This window comes from Nitrosomonas sp. (assembly GCF_019752415.1).
Taxonomy (GTDB): Bacteria; Pseudomonadota; Gammaproteobacteria; order Burkholderiales; family Nitrosomonadaceae; genus Nitrosomonas.
In genome coordinates this window covers 1-20688 of record NZ_JAIEME010000074.1, presented here as the reverse complement: position 1 = coordinate 20688, position 20688 = coordinate 1, and the positions used below count along the sequence as shown (strand labels likewise).

25 protein-coding genes are annotated in these 20688 nt (G+C 45.3%); 15 read left to right on the top strand and 10 right to left on the bottom strand.

Annotated features, from left to right (window positions below):
- The 3 genes from K2P83_RS11770 to K2P83_RS11760 all read left to right on the top strand — a co-directional run.
- Nucleotides 1-396 (top strand): hypothetical protein (locus K2P83_RS11770; RefSeq protein WP_292929416.1); only part of this gene is annotated, 396 nt, incomplete at its 5' end.
- Nucleotides 397-400: 4 nt separating this feature from the next.
- Nucleotides 401-1006: a cob(I)yrinic acid a,c-diamide adenosyltransferase gene (gene cobO / locus K2P83_RS11765; protein ID WP_292929414.1), complete on the top strand. Its 606-nt coding sequence runs from the start codon at nucleotides 401-403 to the stop codon at nucleotides 1004-1006.
- Nucleotides 1007-1386: 380 nt separating this feature from the next.
- A complete protein-coding gene (locus K2P83_RS11760; protein WP_292929412.1) occupies nucleotides 1387-2643 on the top strand; it encodes a ferric reductase-like transmembrane domain-containing protein in 1257 nt (418 codons plus the stop codon).
- A 140-nt stretch (nucleotides 2644-2783) separates the two neighbouring features.
- Here the strand turns inward: K2P83_RS11760 and msrB are convergent, their stop codons facing one another.
- Complete coding sequence (gene msrB / locus K2P83_RS11755) at nucleotides 2784-3302, bottom strand: peptide-methionine (R)-S-oxide reductase MsrB (protein WP_292929410.1); 519 nt, start codon at nucleotides 3300-3302, stop codon at nucleotides 2784-2786.
- Between the two features lie 920 nt (nucleotides 3303-4222).
- Between msrB and K2P83_RS11750 the strand changes: the two genes are divergently transcribed.
- Both K2P83_RS11750 and K2P83_RS11745 read left to right on the top strand, forming a co-directional pair.
- On the top strand, nucleotides 4223-4345 hold the full coding sequence (locus K2P83_RS11750) for a hypothetical protein (RefSeq protein ID WP_292929408.1): 123 nt from the start codon (nucleotides 4223-4225) through the stop codon (nucleotides 4343-4345).
- A gap of 79 nt (nucleotides 4346-4424) precedes the next feature.
- Nucleotides 4425-5012: a TIR domain-containing protein gene (locus tag K2P83_RS11745; protein ID WP_292929406.1), complete on the top strand. Its 588-nt coding sequence runs from the start codon at nucleotides 4425-4427 to the stop codon at nucleotides 5010-5012.
- A gap of 304 nt (nucleotides 5013-5316) precedes the next feature.
- On the opposite strand, the gene K2P83_RS11740 is transcribed toward K2P83_RS11745, so the two are convergent.
- The 3 genes from K2P83_RS11740 to K2P83_RS11730 all read right to left on the bottom strand — a co-directional run bounded on the left by K2P83_RS11740 (nucleotide 5317) and on the right by K2P83_RS11730 (nucleotide 6905).
- A complete protein-coding gene (locus tag K2P83_RS11740; RefSeq protein WP_292929404.1) occupies nucleotides 5317-5610 on the bottom strand; it encodes a transcriptional regulator in 294 nt (97 codons plus the stop codon).
- Nucleotides 5611-5881: 271 nt separating this feature from the next.
- Entirely contained in the window at nucleotides 5882-6229 is a 348-nt protein-coding gene (locus K2P83_RS11735; RefSeq protein WP_292929402.1) for a DUF488 family protein, read from the bottom strand.
- A gap of 466 nt (nucleotides 6230-6695) precedes the next feature.
- Nucleotides 6696-6905, bottom strand: a complete 210-nt coding sequence (locus K2P83_RS11730; protein WP_292929400.1) for a hypothetical protein — start codon at nucleotides 6903-6905, stop codon at nucleotides 6696-6698.
- A gap of 335 nt (nucleotides 6906-7240) precedes the next feature.
- Between K2P83_RS11730 and K2P83_RS11725 the strand changes: the two genes are divergently transcribed.
- From K2P83_RS11725 to rnk, 4 genes are all read left to right on the top strand, one after another.
- Nucleotides 7241-8152 (top strand): LysR family transcriptional regulator, encoded by a 912-nt coding sequence (locus K2P83_RS11725; protein WP_292929398.1) that lies wholly within the window; start codon nucleotides 7241-7243, stop codon nucleotides 8150-8152.
- Nucleotides 8153-8485: 333 nt separating this feature from the next.
- Complete coding sequence (locus K2P83_RS11720; protein WP_292929396.1) at nucleotides 8486-8944, top strand: hypothetical protein; 459 nt, start codon at nucleotides 8486-8488, stop codon at nucleotides 8942-8944.
- Nucleotides 8945-9283: 339 nt separating this feature from the next.
- Complete coding sequence (locus tag K2P83_RS11715) at nucleotides 9284-10576, top strand: porin (protein ID WP_292929394.1); 1293 nt, start codon at nucleotides 9284-9286, stop codon at nucleotides 10574-10576.
- 171 nt (nucleotides 10577-10747) lie between these two features.
- Complete coding sequence (gene rnk / locus K2P83_RS11710; RefSeq protein ID WP_292929392.1) at nucleotides 10748-11161, top strand: nucleoside diphosphate kinase regulator; 414 nt, start codon at nucleotides 10748-10750, stop codon at nucleotides 11159-11161.
- A gap of 269 nt (nucleotides 11162-11430) precedes the next feature.
- On the opposite strand, the gene K2P83_RS11705 is transcribed toward rnk, so the two are convergent.
- From K2P83_RS11705 to K2P83_RS11690, 4 genes are read right to left on the bottom strand one after another with little or no spacing between them, the layout of a single operon-like run.
- Nucleotides 11431-11589, bottom strand: coding sequence for a hypothetical protein (locus tag K2P83_RS11705; RefSeq protein ID WP_292929390.1), 159 nt, complete (start codon nucleotides 11587-11589; stop codon nucleotides 11431-11433).
- A 32-nt stretch (nucleotides 11590-11621) separates the two neighbouring features.
- A complete protein-coding gene (locus K2P83_RS11700) occupies nucleotides 11622-11927 on the bottom strand; it encodes an SUMF1/EgtB/PvdO family nonheme iron enzyme (protein ID WP_292929388.1) in 306 nt (101 codons plus the stop codon).
- A gap of 42 nt (nucleotides 11928-11969) precedes the next feature.
- On the bottom strand, nucleotides 11970-12578 hold the full coding sequence (locus tag K2P83_RS11695) for an SUMF1/EgtB/PvdO family nonheme iron enzyme (protein ID WP_292929386.1): 609 nt from the start codon (nucleotides 12576-12578) through the stop codon (nucleotides 11970-11972).
- A gap of 40 nt (nucleotides 12579-12618) precedes the next feature.
- Nucleotides 12619-13008: a multidrug ABC transporter permease gene (locus tag K2P83_RS11690; RefSeq protein ID WP_292929384.1), complete on the bottom strand. Its 390-nt coding sequence runs from the start codon at nucleotides 13006-13008 to the stop codon at nucleotides 12619-12621.
- 213 nt (nucleotides 13009-13221) lie between these two features.
- Between K2P83_RS11690 and K2P83_RS11685 the strand changes: the two genes are divergently transcribed.
- From K2P83_RS11685 to K2P83_RS11660, 6 genes are all read left to right on the top strand, one after another.
- Nucleotides 13222-14394, top strand: coding sequence for an alkaline phosphatase PhoX (locus K2P83_RS11685; RefSeq protein WP_292929383.1), 1173 nt, complete (start codon nucleotides 13222-13224; stop codon nucleotides 14392-14394).
- A gap of 166 nt (nucleotides 14395-14560) precedes the next feature.
- Nucleotides 14561-15508: a DnaJ C-terminal domain-containing protein gene (locus tag K2P83_RS11680; RefSeq protein ID WP_292929381.1), complete on the top strand. Its 948-nt coding sequence runs from the start codon at nucleotides 14561-14563 to the stop codon at nucleotides 15506-15508.
- Between the two features lie 3 nt (nucleotides 15509-15511).
- Entirely contained in the window at nucleotides 15512-15829 is a 318-nt protein-coding gene (locus K2P83_RS11675) for a chaperone modulator CbpM (protein WP_292929379.1), read from the top strand.
- Between the two features lie 43 nt (nucleotides 15830-15872).
- Entirely contained in the window at nucleotides 15873-16304 is a 432-nt protein-coding gene (gene trxC / locus K2P83_RS11670) for a thioredoxin TrxC (RefSeq protein WP_292929377.1), read from the top strand.
- 27 nt (nucleotides 16305-16331) lie between these two features.
- Nucleotides 16332-17489, top strand: a complete 1158-nt coding sequence (locus K2P83_RS11665) for a trypsin-like peptidase domain-containing protein (protein ID WP_292929375.1) — start codon at nucleotides 16332-16334, stop codon at nucleotides 17487-17489.
- Nucleotides 17490-18061: 572 nt separating this feature from the next.
- Nucleotides 18062-19111 carry a class I fructose-bisphosphate aldolase gene (locus K2P83_RS11660; protein ID WP_292929373.1) on the top strand — a complete coding sequence of 350 codons (1050 nt, stop codon included), beginning with the start codon at nucleotides 18062-18064 and terminating at the stop codon, nucleotides 19109-19111.
- A 236-nt stretch (nucleotides 19112-19347) separates the two neighbouring features.
- Here K2P83_RS11660 and K2P83_RS11655 read toward each other — a convergent pair whose 3' ends face one another.
- Together K2P83_RS11655 and K2P83_RS11650 are read right to left on the bottom strand one after the other, a co-directional pair.
- A complete protein-coding gene (locus tag K2P83_RS11655; protein ID WP_292929371.1) occupies nucleotides 19348-20022 on the bottom strand; it encodes a tetratricopeptide repeat protein in 675 nt (224 codons plus the stop codon).
- Between the two features lie 85 nt (nucleotides 20023-20107).
- Nucleotides 20108-20688, bottom strand: a 581-nt coding sequence (locus K2P83_RS11650) for an ankyrin repeat domain-containing protein (protein WP_292929369.1), incomplete at its 5' end; no start/stop codon positions are given.

Below are 20688 nucleotides of genomic sequence, written 5' to 3'. Positions count from 1 at the left end.
TGGTGGTTGGACTTTGCAGCTTATACTTGGGGCGGCGTTAGTGATTTCTGTATCACACCGGCTTATGTGTTCCTGCTACCGGCTTATGCTTCGTTATGGCTGGCTGGCCGCTGGTACGCCAAGCGATACCAATTTACATGGCATACCGTAGCGCCGCTTTCTCTCAGTGTCATGGCGGGTTTAATTTTGTGTGAATTATTCTCCGGCGGCGGGTTTTATTTTTTCTCCGGTCGTATTGCCGAAACATCCGTGAGCGAATTCATCGAGCAAGTGATCAAATACTTCCCGCTTTATATCGAGACATTCGTTTTCTATTTGGGCATCGCCGTGGTGATGCATACGCTATTCACGTTGATTATTCAGCAATTTAATCCACGCAACACCACAGCGGGTTAGCAGCATGGTTGATTCCGAGCGCTCTGAGCGCCACCGCACACGCATGCAGCGGAAAAAAGAATTAATCGATGCAGCGATTGCGCGCGCTGATCGTGAACAAGGCTTATTGCTGGTTCACACCGGTAATGGCAAGGGAAAATCCAGCTCGGCATTTGGCATGATTGCACGGGCACTGGGTCATGGCATGCGCGTGGGGGTGGCGCAATTTATCAAAGGGCGCTCGGATACTGGTGAAGAAGCCTTTTTCCGTAAACAGGAAAATGTCATCTGGCATGTGCTGGGTGAAGGCTTCACCTGGGATACGCGAAATCTGGAGCGCGATACAGAAACAGCGCAACGCGGCTGGGCCATTGTGCAGGAAATGCTACGCGATCCGTCGCTCGATCTAATCATACTTGACGAGCTGACTTATCCGCTCAAGTTTGGCTGGCTGGATTTAACCAAAGTACTGGGCGATCTGAAAAACCGCCCGCCCATGCAGCATGTCGTCATTACCGGGCGCGGCGCACCCGAGGCGCTCTGTGAAGCTGCGGATACCGTCACCGAAATGACGGATATTAAACATGCTTTTCGGGCTGGCATTCAGGCACAGAAAGGCATAGATCTGTAACCTTATGAGCAAAAATATTGCTTCAGGATACTGAACGACTACTATCTATAGTGTCCTCAGAAAGTTAGAAGACATTATGACTGTAGCCAATCTTGCATTTTGACGAGCGAGATCACTTCAGCCAATCCGGTTATTTTCGAGTAAGTATCCCCCGGTAGGACACTTCATTGCGCAGAATGGTGAGCCGGGTGCAATCGGGTTTCACTTGCCGGAACAGCCCGCATCAAGAATTGTAACAAACTACCATCAACCGTTTTGAGATGAGGCATCATGAGGGGATATCTAACCAATTAATTGATTCATAATCAGAACATTCTGAGCAATTCATCCAGATGATGACAGACTCCTAGAATACTTTGAAACAAGAGTAAGCTATCCCCATGATAAAAGCGAGCGTTGTAACAAAGATTGTAATTATCGCGACGGCATTGTTGCCGGCACTGATGGTAATTTCTTCGTTGCCGCTCAATCTCTACGGATTCGGTATTTTGTCGGGCTGGCTTGGGATGGGACTGATTTCCGCCAGTTTACTATTGATGATCCGTGAGCCAGTTTGGACGGCTTGGTTTGGCGGATTACAACGCATGTATCAGTGGCATCATAATATGAGCGTGGCAGGGTATGGCTTGCTATTAACACACCCATTGATTCTGGCCAGCAGTTACTACGAAGCTGATCTCGATACCGTATGGGAGTACCTGTCACCTTTTAATCCGGATATCCTGAATAGGATGGGCTGGATTGGATTGATCGGCTTCATGCTTGGTTTGGCAGCATCTTTCTCGCTGCGTCTGCCCTATAGTTGGTGGCGGCGTCTGCACATGTTGTTAGTGGTCGCTATGCTGATCGGTTTGGGACATATCTGGATCGCCAGTGGTTTTTCTGTCAGCCTGACGATCGTTTTGTTGATTACCGTGGTTGCTATGAGCTGGCGGCTAGTGCGTAACGATTATGGTGCTGGTTCCTTTCCTTACGAAGTCAGTACGGTTTCTCATCCATCGGAACGCATTACGGAGGTAATGTTGCGTCCACTGGCCAAGCCGATAAGCATTGCCCAGGGTCAATTTGTCAACGCGGCTTTTTTTGAGGGGCCGCTTTTCCAGGGCTGTGGTGAATTTCATCCTTACACGGTCAGCAAAATCGCTGAAGATGGCAGTTTATCGCTCAGTGTTAAAGCGTTGGGTGATTGTACGAAACATATTCAAACACTTGGGCCGGGTGTGGCTGTCCGCCTGCAAGGACCTTATGGGATTTTTTTACTGGACCGGCCATCGTCACCAGCAGTTTGGATTGCAGGCGGCATTGGTGTTACGCCATTCCTAGCCATGTTGCGTAGTCATTTGGTCACGCAGAAAACCGATCTGGTCTATGTGCACCGTGGACCTGAACAGGTTCCTTATGAGGAAGAATTGCGAGCCTATGCAACAGATCAAGCGTTATTCCATGTGCACTCCCTCACGATGGAAAAGGACCCAACGCCGTTATTTACCTGGCTTGCAAATATCGATGATTTAAATGAGCGGCAAATCTACCTCTGCGGGCCGCCATTACTGGTAGAGAAAGTTACTGACTGGTTGCAGGAACAAGGTGTGCCCGAACAACAAATCCATTTTGAGCAGTTTGATTTTCGCCCATGAAAGGTATTGATATCGCTGCACCCATAGTATTTTGACTATTTGTAATCGGTTTATGGACTTGCGTTCCGGGTTATCGGAATTAAGCGATGCGATTTGCCTTAATTTTACAGGAGCAATGTCCCTGACGCGCAATCAACCGATCAGCTCCTGAGCGTTGGCAGTTGTTCGTCTTTTGGCACAAACTTCAGCGCAGTGCCGTTGTTGCACCAGCGCTCTCCACGTGGCGGCGGACCATCATTAAATACATGGCCTTGATGTCCCCCACAGCGCACGCAGTGGTATTCCGTGCGCGGCTTGATCATCTTGAAATCAAGTTTAGTTGCTATGTGCCCAGCGATAGGCTGGGTAAAACTTGGCCAGCCGGTATTGCTTTCATATTTAGATGAACTTTCAAATAACGGCAGATAGCATGCTGCGCAAATAAAGGTACCTTCGCGATCCTCATAAACCAGATTACTGGATTCCGGCCGTTCGGTTTCTTCCTCAAACAAAATCTTATAAGCTTTGAGCGAGACCAACCCGCGCCATGCTTCATGCGGCTTGTTTAAGGGTGTAATCGGACTGGAGGCCTCCCCAATGACTTGTGCCCGAAAGCATGCGGGAATCAATGGAAACACGGCCGCCACGGCAAGACTTTGTAACAAAATGCGTCGTTTCATAAATTTGCTCCGTAGCGAGGGTATTTTACGGGTGATTTGGAATCGAATTTCGTTTCCATTAGATCCTTTTAGTAAATAACAACTAGAGAATTAATGATAGTGCGATTTGGTTTGAATATCCGCAATAATACCTGCAGCGTGATGGGATGTCTTTGGACTTTAACACTTGGTTAGTGCGCGTGCACTAAATCAAGCAACCGCCGAATTTTCGTACCTTCTGGAACTGAGCTAGCAATTAAATTAACACGAGTCATACCACACACCTGCCCACTGCCGCACTGATACAAATAACCGAGCTCGATCAAAGAACGAAAATGTTGTTTGAGTGTATTGCGGCTTGCAACGGTCAAGTTTGTTATTCCTACAGGATATTCCGCTATCGAATCACAAATCCGAAATGGAAAAAAACAAAGATCTTACTTCTGCATCAACCGCATTCTCAATTCTAGACCTGTCCCTGCCTGTAACTACGGAAGCGTTTTCGACCTGCCGCTTAAATCATTGGGGTCAGACTCAATTGATCTAAGTAAGTGTTTCTTCAGTGCCGTATTTGTCCGGGTTGTTTTATCAGAGATTCTGCAGGAATACCCAGCTCGTGATGCAGTTTCAAACACGGGGACAGGTCGCGAATTGAAAATATTGTCGATGAATATATTTTGTTTTGTAATCTGAATTCGTGATTCGGCACCTGATCCTAACGGATTCCGATGTTAAAAATGGAAGGCTGGGCAGAAGAACGTCCATTGCAAGAATTACTATTTCACAATCACTGGAAATCGTAAAGCGGCTTAAAAATCTAAAGAAACTGCTTATTGTTTTTTTTATTCTCCTCTCCTATCATCATGAACGAGATCAATAATTGAAATTTTATTCATCTCATGTGGTTTAAGTATTGAATAACCAAATTTTAGGAGGTTATCATGCGACGAATCTATTTTCTTGCCCCTGATATTGCCGTAACTAAGCGCGTAGCTGATGACTTAATACTGGCAAGAATCGATGAAAAACATATCCACGTAATTGCAAACGCAACACACCCTTAGAAGATCTTCCGGAAGCCACTCTTTTAATCTGAGCGCAATGTATTAAATTTTCCACCCTCCATTTCTTTAGGAAGCTGCCATGAACCATGTACCTGAAAGAAATATGTTTCCCGAGCCCCAGTATAAAGTTTATGTGAGCTACAATCATTCCATTGAAGATCAGGAATATCGAAATCATTTCGAGGAAATTCTTTTGGCCAATCAAGACGTAGTAATTATGAAACCGGCTCAAATTGGAAACATAGATGCTAATCTCGATGCGGAAACAATACGACAAAAGATAAGAGATGAGTATCTAAGAGACTCAGCGGTTACAGTTGTACTCATTGGCTCAGAGACTTGGAAACGAAGACATGTAGACTGGGAGATTGGGGCAAGTGTCATAAAGACACAAAACAGCCCGGGATCGGGGTTGCTCGGGATAATTCTTCCCACATACCCTCGGAACGACATAACTAAATACAATCAATATACTATTCCACCAAGATTGTATGACAACATTAAATGCGGCTTTGCCAGTATTTACGATTGGGATGCTGATCCGTTTATCGTTCAGAAATGGATTCATGATGCTTTTGAGAGAAGGAACAAACTTGACCCGGATAATTCACGCCCAAGTTTCGTAGAAAATTTATTCGGTAATGCATGGCATGAATCCGGTGTTTAGCGCGCATTACCTTCCGAAACCATTTATTCACACCGTTCTATATTTTATAAAATGAATAATTAGGCAATATCACGGCTAACTGTTGAATGAGATTTCACAAACCGGATAAGCTCTTATCATTCGTAGGTTTGAGCATTTTTCTTAAAAAATAATAATACCAATTAGAATTATAGGGATACTGAATTTTCAACGGTCAAGTTACCGGCGATGAGTCTTGTTTATCGATAGCTGCTTACGATAATGTATCCATCGTATCTATGCATACATTACCACGGCAGCCCCCTCGATCAATTTCTTAATGTATTTATGCATAGCAATCTGAAATCAGGCACATACCACTAAAGCTTTTCATTGCTGGCCGCAGTTCATTTAGCAATATCTGTGCTTGCTCTTCTTTACATGCGAGAATTATTACAGCATTTTCATCGGTGATGAGCACATCATCTGGGTTTCGTATGCCTTGTGAACCAAGGCCCCCTGCATTCTTGAGAACTGTATATCCACACACCCCGGATCTTTCTAATAATTCCATTAGATGATTGAGATGCCCTACTCCGATAACGATTTCGAATCTTTTCATTAGTATTGAATCATTCATTTGTTTTTCCCAAAAAAGCCTGATCGCCATTAAGTAATATTATGAGATGCCTTGCCATACAGTTACCAACAGTTTCGTTGATACCTACACTCTCTTGTGCTTTCATGATAATTCCCCTAAGACACAAGGAGACGAAACCATCTTATTTCGGTAAATGTTAAGTGTATATTAAGGAAACCATGGTTTTTCCCTAAAGAAAACCATTAGACAACACTTCTTTTCTAGGTAAATAGAATTAACGAAGCGTATAACTGGCATGCGTAACCGCTATCTATATTGATTCCATAAATCCCTTTAGCACGGCAGCATGATTGATATCCTCATTGTTAGCTGCATATACCAAGGCTATATTCTTATGCTTGGCTAATAAGCTTGAAAGAATTACTACCGTAGGATTTTGTGCAAGTTCTTCAACATAACGAGTGCGAAATTCAAGGAATTTTTCTGGATCATGCCTAAACCACTGACGTAATCCTGGCGAAGGCGCAATCTCTTTTAGCCACAAATCAATTGCTGCTTGCTCTTTAGTCAATCCTCGAGGCCACAATCTATCCACCAAAATCCTGTACTCATCTTTTGCAGCGGTTTCGTATACCCGTTTAATTTTGATAGCGCTCATGGTATTTGTAAAATATGGCATGGCAACGATCTGGTTACTCTCCCCGCTTTAGATTCTTGCAAAAGAAGGGTTTCAAAACCATATCGGTGCTCTAATAGTCACCGGTTTAACGTACGGAAGCCGAGCCGAATGTGGTCGTTCCATAGTCCGGTTTTGAGAAGGCTCGGCCAGAGCAATCTGGCGTATGCCTTGTGAGTTCCATACCGCATTATCAGTAGACGCCGCTATAACTGCCGCTTAATAGAATTATAGAGAACGTGACTGTATAAAAAACAATAATTGCATAAACTTCAAATAACTGAGGTTTTTGTAATAAGTCCTTGATCCTCATAAATTTTACTCCTTGTAATCATTTATATTGTTTCCCTTAACCGCATACTTTGGTCCAAATGCCCCCGCCGAAGCTCTTTGCTTTCCTGCAACGATTTGCATTCTGACAAATGCGGGGGCACGATCCATATCAGGGTTATCCTGAACTGTTATTCCGCACTACTTGAGAACGAGTAAGACTATTTGTTTCTACCTTAACAATCTGATTTATTCCTTGCAGGCCCCATACAGCTTTATCAGTCGACGGCGCTATAACTGCCGCTAAATAGAACGTAATGGTGTAAAGAATAGTAGTTGCATAAACTACAAATAACTGCGGTGATTTTAATAACTCTTTGGTTTCCATAAGTTTTACTCCTTGTAATACATTGATTGATTATTTATGCAAGTAATAAATACTGTGCGTCTTACTTGAAAAATAACCTTATTAATAATACGCTCTATCAGGTTGACAATAGGATCCTTAACTGATCAACCGAAAGGACATCACTTTAAGTGATTAAGAACGCGCTAATTAAGGCCAGAATAAATATTAGTCTTTTAATTACAGCAATAACCATAATTTATATACGGTATCTAATATAGATGTCTCACCTTGGAAGAGATAATATAGAGAGAATACTCCAGAGAGTAGTACCAAAAAATGAAACATTTTGTTTCCAAATTGGATACAATGACATTATGCAAGATCTTAACCTTTTCATCATTTTTGCACGAGTCGTGGAGGCAGGTAGTTTTGCGGAAGCGGCACGTCGCATGAATATTTCTCGTGCAGCGGTCAGCAAAGCCGTCGCCAAACTTGAGAAGGATCTTAGTACACGATTACTTCTACGCAGTACGCGACACCTTAGCTTGACTGAGACAGGTATCGCGCTCTCAGAGCATGTGGCACGTATCCTGGTGGAGGCTGAACATGCCGAACAAGTAGTCAACAGCCTTCATGCTGAGCCGCGCGGAACACTGAAAGTGAGTGTGCCGAGTTCTTTTGGCACGCGCCACGTCGCTCCCGCACTCCCTTGTTTTCTTGCTCGCTACCCTAAAATAAAAGTTGAATTGACCATTACCGATCGCCCAGGCGACTTGATCGAAGAGGGATATGATGTACAAATTCGTGTGACAAACGAGCCTGATCCCAATCTAGTAGCTCGTAAGATTGCGCCTGTGCGCCGCATATTATGTGCAACCCCGCAATACTTCCAGCAATGGGGTGTACCACAAACACCAGAAGATCTGGTGAAACATAACTGTCTCGATTGTGCGCTCTCAGCCGAACAAAGCTACTGGCGCTTCATCGGGCCGGAGGGAAAGATCAAGATTCCAGTATCAGGGACCTTACGTATCAACGATAATGATGCGCTTGCTCAGGCAGCGCTTCATGGATTAGGAATCGCTTTGTTACCTACTTATACTATTGGCATGGAATTACAAAAAGGCCGGCTCCAGGCAGCACTTCCGGAATATCTGTCGGTAGAACGTCATATTTATGCCTGTTATCTTCCAAGCAGGCATTTGCCGAAAAAGGTAAGCTCTTTTATTAATTTCTTGTCAGAACACGTCGGAGATATGCCTTACTGGGACCGATCTTTAAAATAGGCCAGGCTTTAGACTGAATGCTGTTATGAAATGTAATTTGCTATTGACTGATACCTCTATCTGATCTGCAATGCCATTTACCTCATTGAAAAGTTTCCAAGTCATTACCCTCTGACTGATTTTATGCAGTGCATTCCTCAACAATCCACACGTCAGATTTCCAGTAAGAAGTTAAAAATACTCTGTTTATCAGAAAGGTAACCATCGTCATTTTACCAAGCAAAATATTTCTTAATAGTTTTCCTTAGTAAAGAACAATAGTTTCCCCAATATACATGACTCTATTGACTCAGATAGTATGCCCCCATATTGTTCTACTTGGAGTTACAAATCATGAGCATAAAACTGAGAAACTATCTTGTAGTTTTACCTTTGCTTTCTCTATTGGTTGCGTGTGCACAACTGGGTCATTTAGAAGCACAAGATGATGATGGTAGGAAGCTGGCACAGAATGCAAAAACTTATAGCGATCATGATAGGTTGGCTAATTACTATGACGACGTAGCCAAAGAAATGGCGGCAAAAGCAGCAGAAAAAAAGAAAGCCTTGCAACACTATGAAGATAAAAGCCAATACTATGGGCGAGGGGGGCAGGATTTCCAATCACATGCCTCGGCCAATTTACGTTATTACGAACAAGCTGCGCAAGAGGCACAAAAACATGCCCACTTTCATCGGAAGATAGCAGCAGAATTACTGCAACGCGAATATGCCAAGCCAGCAGAAATTCCTAGCCAGAAAGACAACCGCACGACCAAGACTAAGAAAAATTCGCACTCAAACAACTTGTGAAGAGCCTATAAATTCAATAAGGACAAAGATCTTGGTTTTATTAGGTAATAAGAATTCAGTAAGAATTACTTGATTTCCAACACCACCTATTCAAAGCGCCCTTGGTTTCTTGAACCTGGGCGTTTTGCTTTTCCTGCAGTGATTCTTAGCGGGATCACCCCTCATTCTATCTAAATAATCATAAATCCTTCTACAAAGCGGAATGCGATTCTAGTGGTTTCTCTTAATAAAGAATAATGGTTTTCCCGGTATGCGCCATTGACTTGACTGAGCTAAGGTACGACCCACTTTGAGAAGAGAATTTAAAAAAATGAATCGTACAGCAGAAAAAATAATCAAATGCTATACATTTGGATAGGGATTTTGTTTTCGGTTCTATTGAATTTGAGTAATGCACATGCGAATCGCATGACCAACCTGTTCAAGGAAAGTGGTTTGGAATTGGGCGGCTGGATCAACGGTGGCGCGACCTACAATGCCAATAATCCATCGGATGGCTTCAATGGTGCCGTTACTTTTGCGGATCGAGCCAATCGATTTCAGTTAAATCAGCTCAATCTTTTTTTGCAGCGCAACGTGGAATCAGAAGGCAAGAAATGGGATATTGGCGGCCGTTTCGATTTCTTATTTGGAACAGATGCTATCTATGCACAAGCTTTTGGTATATCAGCCTTCGATGAGAATACCGGCGAACCATCGGACAGGGGTAACTGGGATCTGAATTTATGCTGCAAATCGACCCGCACTTATGGAATTGCGCTTCCTCAAGCTTACCTTGAAACTTACCTGCCGGTCGGAAATGGTCTCAATATTAAAGCCGGTCATTTTTATTCACCGCTTGGTTATGAAACTGTCCCTGCTCCCGACAACTTCTTTTACACCCGTGCTTATATTCTTAACAGTGGTGAACCGTTCACCCACACAGGCTTCTTAGGCAGTTATACAATCAATCAAAATTGGACAGTTCAAGGTGGCGCAACCACGGGCAGTGCGACCGGCGGTTGGGATGGCGGTTTCGATAAACAATTAGATAACTGGGGAGGATTAGCCAATATTCGCTGGAACAGTAATGATCAAAAAACTTCGGTAGCACTCGGTGGAACATACGGACAAACAGCGGTCAATGAACCTTGGATAATGTACAGCACTGTCCTGCAACATTGGATCACACCCAAGACCCATTGGGTCTTAAACCATACTCATGGCTGGACAAGTAATATTAGCCTGCCCGGAGGAATCCAAAATGCAGCATGGTATAGCATCAACACGCACCTGACCTATGATCTTTTCCGTGATTTATCCATAGGCATACGTGCTGAGCGATTTCATGACCGGAACGGCTGGCGTGTTTTTTCGCCTTATCGGATACTTTCCGCACTGAACAACAAAGGGATCAGCTATGCGGGCAACACACCTTTTATTGGTGCACCCGCAGATTATTACGCAGTCACGCTGGGTATGAACTGGAAACCATCTAAACGATTGAAAATTGTCTGGAAACCGATGCGCAATATCAGTATCCGTAAAAACATTCGCTACGACAGGGCAGACGGCATCGATATGGCATTCCGGCCGTTTGATGGCAGGAAGGATCAATTCTTGTTCTCGTTGGATGCTACGATTCCTTTCTAACCTGAATTTTGCACAAAAAGGGCGAATAACCAAGTAACTATTTGAAATAATGATGTTTACATAAAAACTGAAAATTAGCACGCTCAAACCAAAATTCGCAAAGTTGAATGATGTGCCGGAATAGTAAAGATGCCATACCCTGAATTTATAACACCCCCCATTTAGAATAAAATGACTACTAAACCAAAGATTATAATTTCATCGCTCGACACAATTAGACTGGAAAAGCTTATGGAATCATTGCCTGATTCTGCATTCCCAGGTAAGGATGATTTGGAAGCTGAGCTTGCCCGTGCTGAAGTGGTAGATCCCGAGAAGATTCCGTCAACCGTGGTGACAATGAATTCAACTGTAAGATTCAGCATCGAATCTACTTCCCAAGAGTTTTATTTAACTCTGGTATATCCCAAAGATGTTGATGCCAAGGGCGGTACAATTTCTATACTTGCGCCTGTAGGTAGTGCACTGCTTGGTCTTTCCCAGGGAGATGAAATTGAGTGGCCGAAGCCCGGCGGCGGAATGTTGCAAGTGCGTATTGAAGAAGTCACCTATCAACCAGAACGTTCCGGTGAATATCTTCGTTAAATGCCCCTATTCGGAACCTCATGCATCTTGTTATTTCAATGACCGTTAGCTAGTCGTTCCTGAAAAAGTATCAAACGACAGTTGTTCTGGAAAAGCTACCCGAGAAAACTGTTGCCTACTAAAATGCATGCCCTGGTAGTTTAAATTTCCATCAAGGAATCCGATAAATTTGCAGTTTTCGCCATGGGAAAAAGAGCCAAAAAATGGCCAGCAGCCATTGTTTCAGATTCCAGGCGGCAGCAGGTTGATGCGATCGCCGATAGCGCCTTTCAGATAGCTCCTCGCAAATCAAATGCCGCATCCAGCAAGCGTTTGGTAAAATCATGGCGATGCATTTTCGGAAAATGCCGGGTTGCCTGCAGCAACCACACCAGAAAATCATAGGTTTTACTGAAAATCGGCATTTGCTGCGGCTTTGCATCGCTCATATCAGCGTCTCATCGTCCAGAGATTTCATCGGTCAGCGTAATGGGGACAAAACAACGCGAAACCCAATAACGTGGTTACGGTCGCCTGGCTCGGAGCGGCTGCGAACAGCACACCGCACGACATCGTGAAGGTCGAAGAACGCACCGCCGCGCAACACGCAAACGGCAGGATCTTCTCTTTCCCGCTGCTTCCATTCTGCCGTACCAACATTTGGATAGGGGTAATTCCCCCGTTCAGAGCGCGTCCACTCCCAGACATTGCCCGCCAAATCATGACAACCATAAGGACTGACACCATTAAAGTATATACCGGGCGTCGAAACGCCACCGGCTTTCATAGCATAATTCGCGCATTCCTCGTCAATTTCATTTCCCCACGGTTATCGCCGATGGGGCTCAGGATTGGGTTGCATAGAACAATGAAAAGTAAGATCTTTAGATGAAAGCACCTCAATAGCAATTATTGAGGGTGCAACAGGAATACGCAAACCGCCCCGTGCAGCTTTTTCCCATTCCGGCTCGTTAGGCAAAGTTACCCGCCACCCTTCCGGGAGCAATCCAGTTTTTCGCCAGCGCCGGGTCAGCCAGTCACAAAATCTCAGCGCTTCTGGTTGAGAAATCCGGGCTACCGGGGTATTTCCATCAGCTTTCAAAGCGTCGGGATCGCCTGTTTCAAAACCGCTGTCATTTATAAATGTTTGGAACTGCGCCACCGTCACCAGAAAAACACGGGGACAGGTCGCGAATTGAGAATATTGTCGATGAATATATTTTGTTTTGTAATCTGAATTCGTGATTCGGCACCTGATCCTAACGGATTCCGATGTTAAGATTGGAAGGCTGTGCAGAAGAATGTCCATTGCAAGAATTACTATTTCACAATCACTGGAAATCGTAAAGCGGCTTAAAAATCTAAGGAAGCTGTTTATTGTTTTTTTTATTCCCCTCCCATCATCATAAGCGAGATCAATAATTGAAATTTTATTCATCTCATGTGGTTTAAGTATTGAATAACCAAACTTTAGGAGGTTATCGTTCGCCCACACCAGTGTTCTGCCGAGAAGCATAAATGTAGCCACTGATTGCACCGATAACCACGCCTAATGGTGCGGCTATAAAAATTCCGATCATCGGTCCCTGGTCAGTGTCTTTCGAGATGGCCATAGGTCCTAAAAAACCGATAACAAAAAACAATCCGCCCAGAATCAATGCGCCACCGATGACGGCAATAATGGTGTTCGCTTTTTCGCCAGATACCAGTTTCCAGGTAAACCATGCGGCCAGCGATGCACAGGCAAGTGACAAAGCCGCGCTGAGCCAGAAAGGAGAACTGGTGGTGATCGTTAAAATCGTGCTAATAAAAAATAGCACCGTCAAAAACATCAGTAGAGATACAATTGGTTTTAGTATTTGAATCATTGCAATACGCTTTTTATATTAATAGACATTTGTGAAAGCTCTGAATAATGCACATTCGTCATTCCGAACACAGTGAGGAGTCTTTGGCAATCAACACGATAGATTTCTCGCTGCGCTAGAAATGACGGTTATTTAGAGATTCCTTGACAGCGCAACATTGTAAACTATCTCCCATGTATCCATTGCTTGGATTTACTACATGAATTTCTCAGTATGAACACATTTAACCCGCGTCGGCGCAAATTATTGCAACACGGTTTCATGGGGCTGGGTGCTTTCTTTGGTAATGCTTTGTTACCGTCTCCGCTGAAGGCGGCATCCTTGTCATTATCTTTGGCAGCACGCGGAGAGCTGCTGCCACCGGATCAGAATGGTGTGCGTCTGCCAGCAGGTTTTACTTCCCGTATCGTAGCGCATTCGGGACAAACACTTTTTGGCTATACCTGGCATGCTGCACCGGATGGTGGCGCTGTTTTTGCTACTGCTGATGGCGGTTGGATTTATGTTTCCAATAGCGAACTGGATAATCAAGCGGGTGGCGTGGGGGCATTACGTTTCAATGCTCAGGGAGAAATTATAGATGCGTATTCGATTCTGAGTCAGACTAATCGCAATTGCTCCGGGGGGCATACCCCATGGCAAACATGGCTGTCGTGCGAAGAAATTGAAAAAGGCAAGGTGTGGGAATGCGATCCGTTTGGCCGGAAAGCAGCTCAAATCAGAAGCGCTTTGGGTTTTTTCAAGCATGAAGCGGTGGCCGTGGATACGCGAAACATGCAACTGTATCTAACTGAAGATCAGTCCGATGGTTGTTTATATCGCTATACCGCACGCTCATTTGATGCTGCCGGGAATCCCAATCTGGAGGATGGTTTCTTGGAAGTCGCCGAGGTCGTCGAAGGCCCTATTGGCGCAGTGCGTTGGCATACACTGCCTGATCCACTAGCAATCACAACACCGACGCGCAAACAAATTGCCAACAGCACCCGGTTTAATGGCGGCGAAGGTATCTGGTATCACCAGGGTATAGTCTACTTCACCACCAAAGGCGATGACCGGGTGTGGGCTTATACTGTGCGACAGCATCACTTCAGTGTCGTCTACAATGCGGCTTTATATCTACGACCAGTATTAACCGGCGTGGATAATATCATTACCAATGCTGCGGGAGATTTGCTGGTAGCTGAAGATGGCGGCGATATGCAGATTGTTGTGCTGATTGCAGGCAAGGTTTTGCCCTTGTTACAGGTGGCAGGTCATGACCGCTCAGAAATAACTGGCCCCGCTTTCAGTCCTGACGGCTCGCGCTTATATTTCAGTTCACAACGCGGTAAAACCGGGCTTAGTGAAAACGGCATAACCTTTGAAATAACTGGCCCATTCTGATTGCAGTACTCTAAAGCTTTTTCCGGCACTTGATAAATCCGTTCAGTGGTCCCATTTATCCCGGAAACTGCAACAGGTTTTGTGTGCGTAAATGAAACTTCACTATTTGGTTTAAAGCAGCAATAATGTTCATGGCGTGACTGCGTGATAAACGGGGAGAATTAATTTGGAATTCAAGGATTACTATAAGACACTTGGCGTTTCGCGCGATGCAACGGCGGAAGAAATCAAGAAAGCATACCGCCGCCTCGCGCGCAAGTATCATCCGGATGTTTCCAAGGAAACCGACGCCGAACAGAAAATGAAAGAAGTCAATGAAGCCAATGCGGTACTTTCCGATCCGGAAAAACGCGCGGCTTATGACCAATTGGGACAAGGACGAGGATTCCAGCCAGGCAGTGATTTTCAACCGCCTCCCGGCTGGGATGCCGGTTTTGAATTCCGTGGGCAAGGATCTAACGGTGCACAGGCTGCTGATTTCAGTGATTTCTTTGCGGAATTATTCGGCAAGCAAATGGGTGCTGGTGCCCGGCAAGCCCACCAACGGATGCGCGGCGAAGACCATCACGCAAAAATAATGCTCGATCTGGAAGATACCTATCACGGCGCCACGCGCAGCCTGACACTGCGCATGCCTAAACTCGATAGTCAGGGACGCACCGTGCTCGCCGACCACATGTTGAATGTTCGCATTCCCAAAGGGGTACATGGCGGGCAGGTGATCCGGCTTGCCGGACAGGGTGGTCCGGGCCATTCCGGGGAAGCCGCCGGAGATTTGTTCCTGGAAGTTCATTTCAAACCGCACAACCGTTACCGGATTGAAAATAAAGATATCTATGCTACGTTACCGGTTGCACCGTGGGAAGCAGCACTGGGTGCAACGGTTAAAATACCGGTACCGGATGGCCAGGTGGAAGTGCGAGTGCCGGAAAATTCTCAATCAGGCCGCAAATTGCGCTTGAAAGGACGCGGCATCCCGGCTGCCACACCCGGCGACCTATATCTGGTGTTGGAAGTTGTGCTACCGCCCGCTACTACCCCCAAAGAACGCGAGTTTTACCAAACTATGGCGCAGGAACTCGCTTTTAATCCACGCCAGAATCTCGGAGTCTAAATCATGTCGCATGAAATCGATGCCATTTTACTTGAGGATGCCATGCTCAATCTGGATGAACTGGCGAGAAGTTGCCAGATCAACCGTGAATGGATTATTGAGCGCGTTCAATGGGGCTTGTTGCTGGATAAAGACTCCATCACTAGCGATCCTGCCACATGGATATTTGATAGCCGCAGTTTTATGCGGGTCAAGAGAATCATAGCGATTGAGCGGGATTTTGAAAGTAACCCGGAACTAGCCGGCTTGGTCGCCGATCTGCTCGAAGAAATTGAAGTGCTACGCGCCCGCCTAAAAGCATCCGAATTGAATGAAGATTAACAAAGCATCTGTCAGCCAAACGAATTAAACAGGAAAACTATTCATGTCTTTACATATCGTGTGTCCGCACTGTCACGCCACCAATCGCGTACCGGCAGGTCGCCTCGGTGCAACGCCCAACTGCGGGTCTTGTCATCAGGCATTATTCGCCGCCCAGCCAGTTGAGCTGACGGAGAGTCATTTCAACCGGCATATCGCGAACAACGATATTCCGGTATTGGTCGATTTTTGGGCACCGTGGTGCGGTCCGTGCCGCATGATGGCACCTGCATTCACCAAAGCTGCCGCTTTGCTAGAACCGGGGATGCGCCTTGCCAAGGTGAACACGGAAGAAGAACAAGGCTTAGCGGCTCGTTACAACATTCGCAGTATTCCAACTTTGGCACTGTTTAAAAGTGGCCAGGAAATCGCCAGACAATCGGGCGCCATGAGCGAACAGGATCTGGTACGGTGGGCGCAAGCACACAACAAATAATGATAAATTTTGAAGGAGCAAACACCTATGCCCAATAACGGATTTCTATCCCGTCTAATCTGGGTCTCACTTGCAGCCATATTGCTGGCGTTATTTTTCCATAGCTTCCTATATCATTATTTCCCGGATATTTTGCACCCGGACTATTTCAGCGGTAAGGACAAGCAGGAAAATACCGAGCCGCGAGTAGTCCAGGCGCGTGGCAATTTGGCCGAAGACGAGAAAAGCACGATTGAATTATTTGAGAATTCGCGTGACTCAGTCGTATTTATCACCACACGCCAACGTGTCATGGATGCCTGGACACGCAACATCTTTTCCGTTCCCAGCGGCACCGGATCAGGCTTTATCTGGGACGATAATGGACATATCATTACCAACCTCCATGTCATCAAAGGCGCCAGTGAGGCTATCGTGCGTCTGGCTGATGGGCGTGATTACAAGGCTTCCCTGGTTGGCGCCAGCCCGGCGCACGACATCGCCGTGCTGAGAATCGGTATCGGCTTCCAGCGCCCCGCGCCGGTTCCGATCGGCACCAGCCACGACCTCAAAGTGGGCCAGAAAGTATTCGCGATCGGCAATCCCTTCGGTCTGGACTGGACACTGACCACTGGCATTGTTTCCGCACTGGATCGTTCATTGCCCGGTGGGGATGGCCGAACCATCGACAATCTGATTCAAACCGATGCTGCCATTAATCCAGGTAATTCCGGTGGCCCATTGTTGGATTCTGCAGGCCGCCTGATCGGCATCAATACCGCCATTTATAGCCCCAGCGGCGCCAGTGCCGGCATTGGATTTTCTGTTCCGGTCGATACCGTCAATCGCGTAGTTCCTCAAATCATCAGCCGCGGAAAATATATCCGTCCGGCAATGGGTATTACTGTTGATAGCAAACTCAATAGCCGTCTGACTCAGCATTTGAAATTAACAGGTGTCGTCATCTTGAACATCAGCCCTGGATCCGCAGCAGATACGGCCGGACTGCAAGGTGCGACGATCACGCCGGAAGGCAATATCATCGCGAATGATATTATCGTGGAGCTTGAGAATAAACCCACTGATTCCGTTGAGAAACTGCTCGCTCGAATAGATAGCCACAAAGTTGGCGATACCATCAAGATCACCGTGTTACGAAGGGGTGAGAGAATTGAGGTGCCCGTTACATTACAACCCGGTGAATAAATTTGCTCCGCGCGCCCTGCACCTATCCCCGTGGCAAGACCACGGGGAATCGCAAGTTAAATCAATTATTGTTGCATATCCTTTCAAGTAAAAGATTTCCCGGAGTTTCCGGATAGATATCCACTTTTAAATGGATTTGATCTCGATACAAATGTGTTGCCACCAGTCCACTATCTTTTAGTGCTAAAAAATAATCCCGATACGATAATTAATCAACCCTGAAAAAGTATCAATCAACAGTTGTTCTGGAGAAACTATCCGAGAAAACTGTTATCGACCAAAACGCATGACCCGGTAGTGGTCTGGTTTATTCGGTTTAAAAACATTATTATCTGTCATTGCGGTATTCTCCTTATTTTGATAGTTGATCTGGGCAGATCTTTATCAACAGATTAAACCGCTCTCATCTCCTGTCATACACCAGATATGATCATAGCTCTATAAATGACTTAATCAGAGCTTCCTTAAGAAATAAGAAAAATTCTTATTTCAGCGATCCTACGCTTCAGCTATGATTACTTACTCTCGATCGATCTGAAATTATGCAGCAAGAACCCTCATCAGGAGAAAAAATGACAGATATTATTAGCATTCTGAACAAAGAAAGTGACTTTCTTCTCAAGCATGTCTGTACTACTATACCCAGGCATGATCTACAACTACCTGGTGCTGATTTCATTGATCGCGTAATGGCGTTCAGCAATCGAAAGCCAAGTGTGCTACGTAATCTCCAAGCGCTATATAACCACGGGCGTTTAGCAGGCACAGGCTATTTATCACTTTTGCCTGTCGATCAAGGCGTTGAGCACTCAGCAGGCGCATCATTCGCACCCAACCCAATGTTCTTTGATCCCAAGCACATTGTTGAACTTGCCATTGAAGGCGGCTGTAACGGAGTCGCTTCCACATTGGGTGTGTTGGGCATCGTATCACGACAGTATGCACACAAGATTCCCATGATTCTTAAAATTAATCACAATGAGTTGCTGACTTATCCGAATAAGTTCGACCAAACACTTTTTGCCAGTGTCAATCAGGCTTTCAATATGGGTGCTTGCGCAGTAGGCGCAACGGTTTTTTTTGGTTCAGAGGAATCACGGCGGCAGATCCAGGAAGTTTCGGCAGCATTCGAGCATGCGCATAACCTCGGAATGGTAACCATATTATGGGCTTATACACGTAACAACGCTTTTAAAACTTCTGACAAGGATTACCATGTCAGCGCAGATCTGACTGGTCAGGCTAATCATCTGGCCGTAACCATCGGTGCTGATATCGTCAAGCAAAAAATGGCAACCAATAACGGCGGATATAACGCAATTAAGTTTGGCAAAACTCACCCCAGAGTATATAGCGAGCTCACCACGGACCATCCGATTGATCTGGTACGCTATCAGGTAGCGAATTGTTACATGGGAAGGATAGGCATGATAAATTCTGGCGGCGAATCTGGTAGCGATGATCTGCGCCAGGCAATTCGAACTGCAGTCATCAACAAGCGGGCGGGCGGTATGGGTTTAATCTCCGGCCGGAAGGCGTTCCAGAAACCTTTCGATGAAGGTGTCAAATTACTCCATGCAATTCAGGACGTGTATTTATCCAAAGAAGTAACCATTGCCTGAGTTGTCCTATCTGAACAAACTGCAGAAATTGAGCTTTCGTTGTTATAAAAAAATTTTCTTCGCCTGTCCTGCACTTATCCTCGCGGCAAGAACGCGAGAATAAGTGCAAAAAACTAAAAATGGTGCGCTACGCTAACTTCAAAAACTCAAACAAAGTATCGCATTATAAATGCTTCATGTAGAAGGCATGTTAAAACCCTACCTCTGATAATCCAATCGGGTATAAAGTCACCCGATTATTTGCCTGATGCTTTTATGGCTTCCAGGTTTGCACGAGCATCTTCATTACCTTGAGCTGCCGCTTTTTCAAACCACTCAACAGCTTTCTTCTCATCCCTTTCCACCCCTTCCCCAGTATAGTACATGGCACCTAAATTATTTTGTGCATCCACGTGACCTTGTTCTGCAGCTTTCTTAAAGAGTTCGGCAGCCTGTAACATATCTTGTGAGATACCTTCACCATTTGCATACATGAGCCCCAGATTAAATTGTGCATCCGCGTAACCTTGCTCTGCCGCACGAAAGAACCACCCGGCCGCCACTTCAGGGTCATTGTCCAACAATTGACCAGACGGACTCTTTGAGACCGCTTCACCGGTATAATACATAACACCCAGACCGTTCTGGGCAGCAGGATTTCCCGCTTTAGCATCTTCCATTAAAGCTTTAAATTTTTCTTCGGCTGTTTTAACATCGCCTACTCCTGCAGGCAAAATTTGTTCTTTTAGCTCTGCCTTTTCTTCATTGGTCAACCCTTCGCCTATGAACGATGGAATTTCACCCAGCTTGGTTACTTCATTTGTAGGTATAGGTGATGCACTGATTTCTGATTTATCACTTTTTGATTCTTCACCGCAACCAGTAAGTAGTAAAGCTGCAGCAGCTAGTAATAGGACAGCTAAAAGTTTCATTTATAATTTCCCTTATTTCCTTAGTTTAACAATATCAAGCCGGAGTACTATAACAACTTGATTAGAAGTTATGCATTAATGTTTGCTATTTGGCACCGGATTTCTTTAACAATTCAATAATTTCCCGATAGCGATAACGTTCAGCCAGCATTAGCGGAGTTACGCCATTACTTGCTTTAACATTGACATTGGCATTTGCCGCTATCAACGAATGGACTGCCCCCAGATGACCATTCTGAACAGCCAGCATTAATGCCGTCGCACCATTCTCCAACTGATAATTGACCTCGGCATTCGCCTTGATCAAGACTTGAATAGTTTGTTGATGGCCTTCTTGCGCCGCCAGTAAAAGTGCTGTCATACCATTAGTTCTTTTTGCATTGACATTGGCTTGCGCAGCTAACAATAAAGCGATCACTTTTCTTCTGTCTTTTTCAGCGGCCAATATCAAAGCGGTATCATTCTCTTCCGAAACAGCGTTGACATCAGCCCCGGCTGTTAGCAGAACTTCGACAACCTGTTCTCGTCCATCGCGAGAAGTCTGCATCAATGGCGTATATCCATCCCCTGCTCTTAAATTTTGATCTACTCCTGCTTGTAAGAAACGCTCAACAATCGCGACATTTCCTTTCTTAATCGCAGCCAGAAAAGCCGTATTCAATTCCT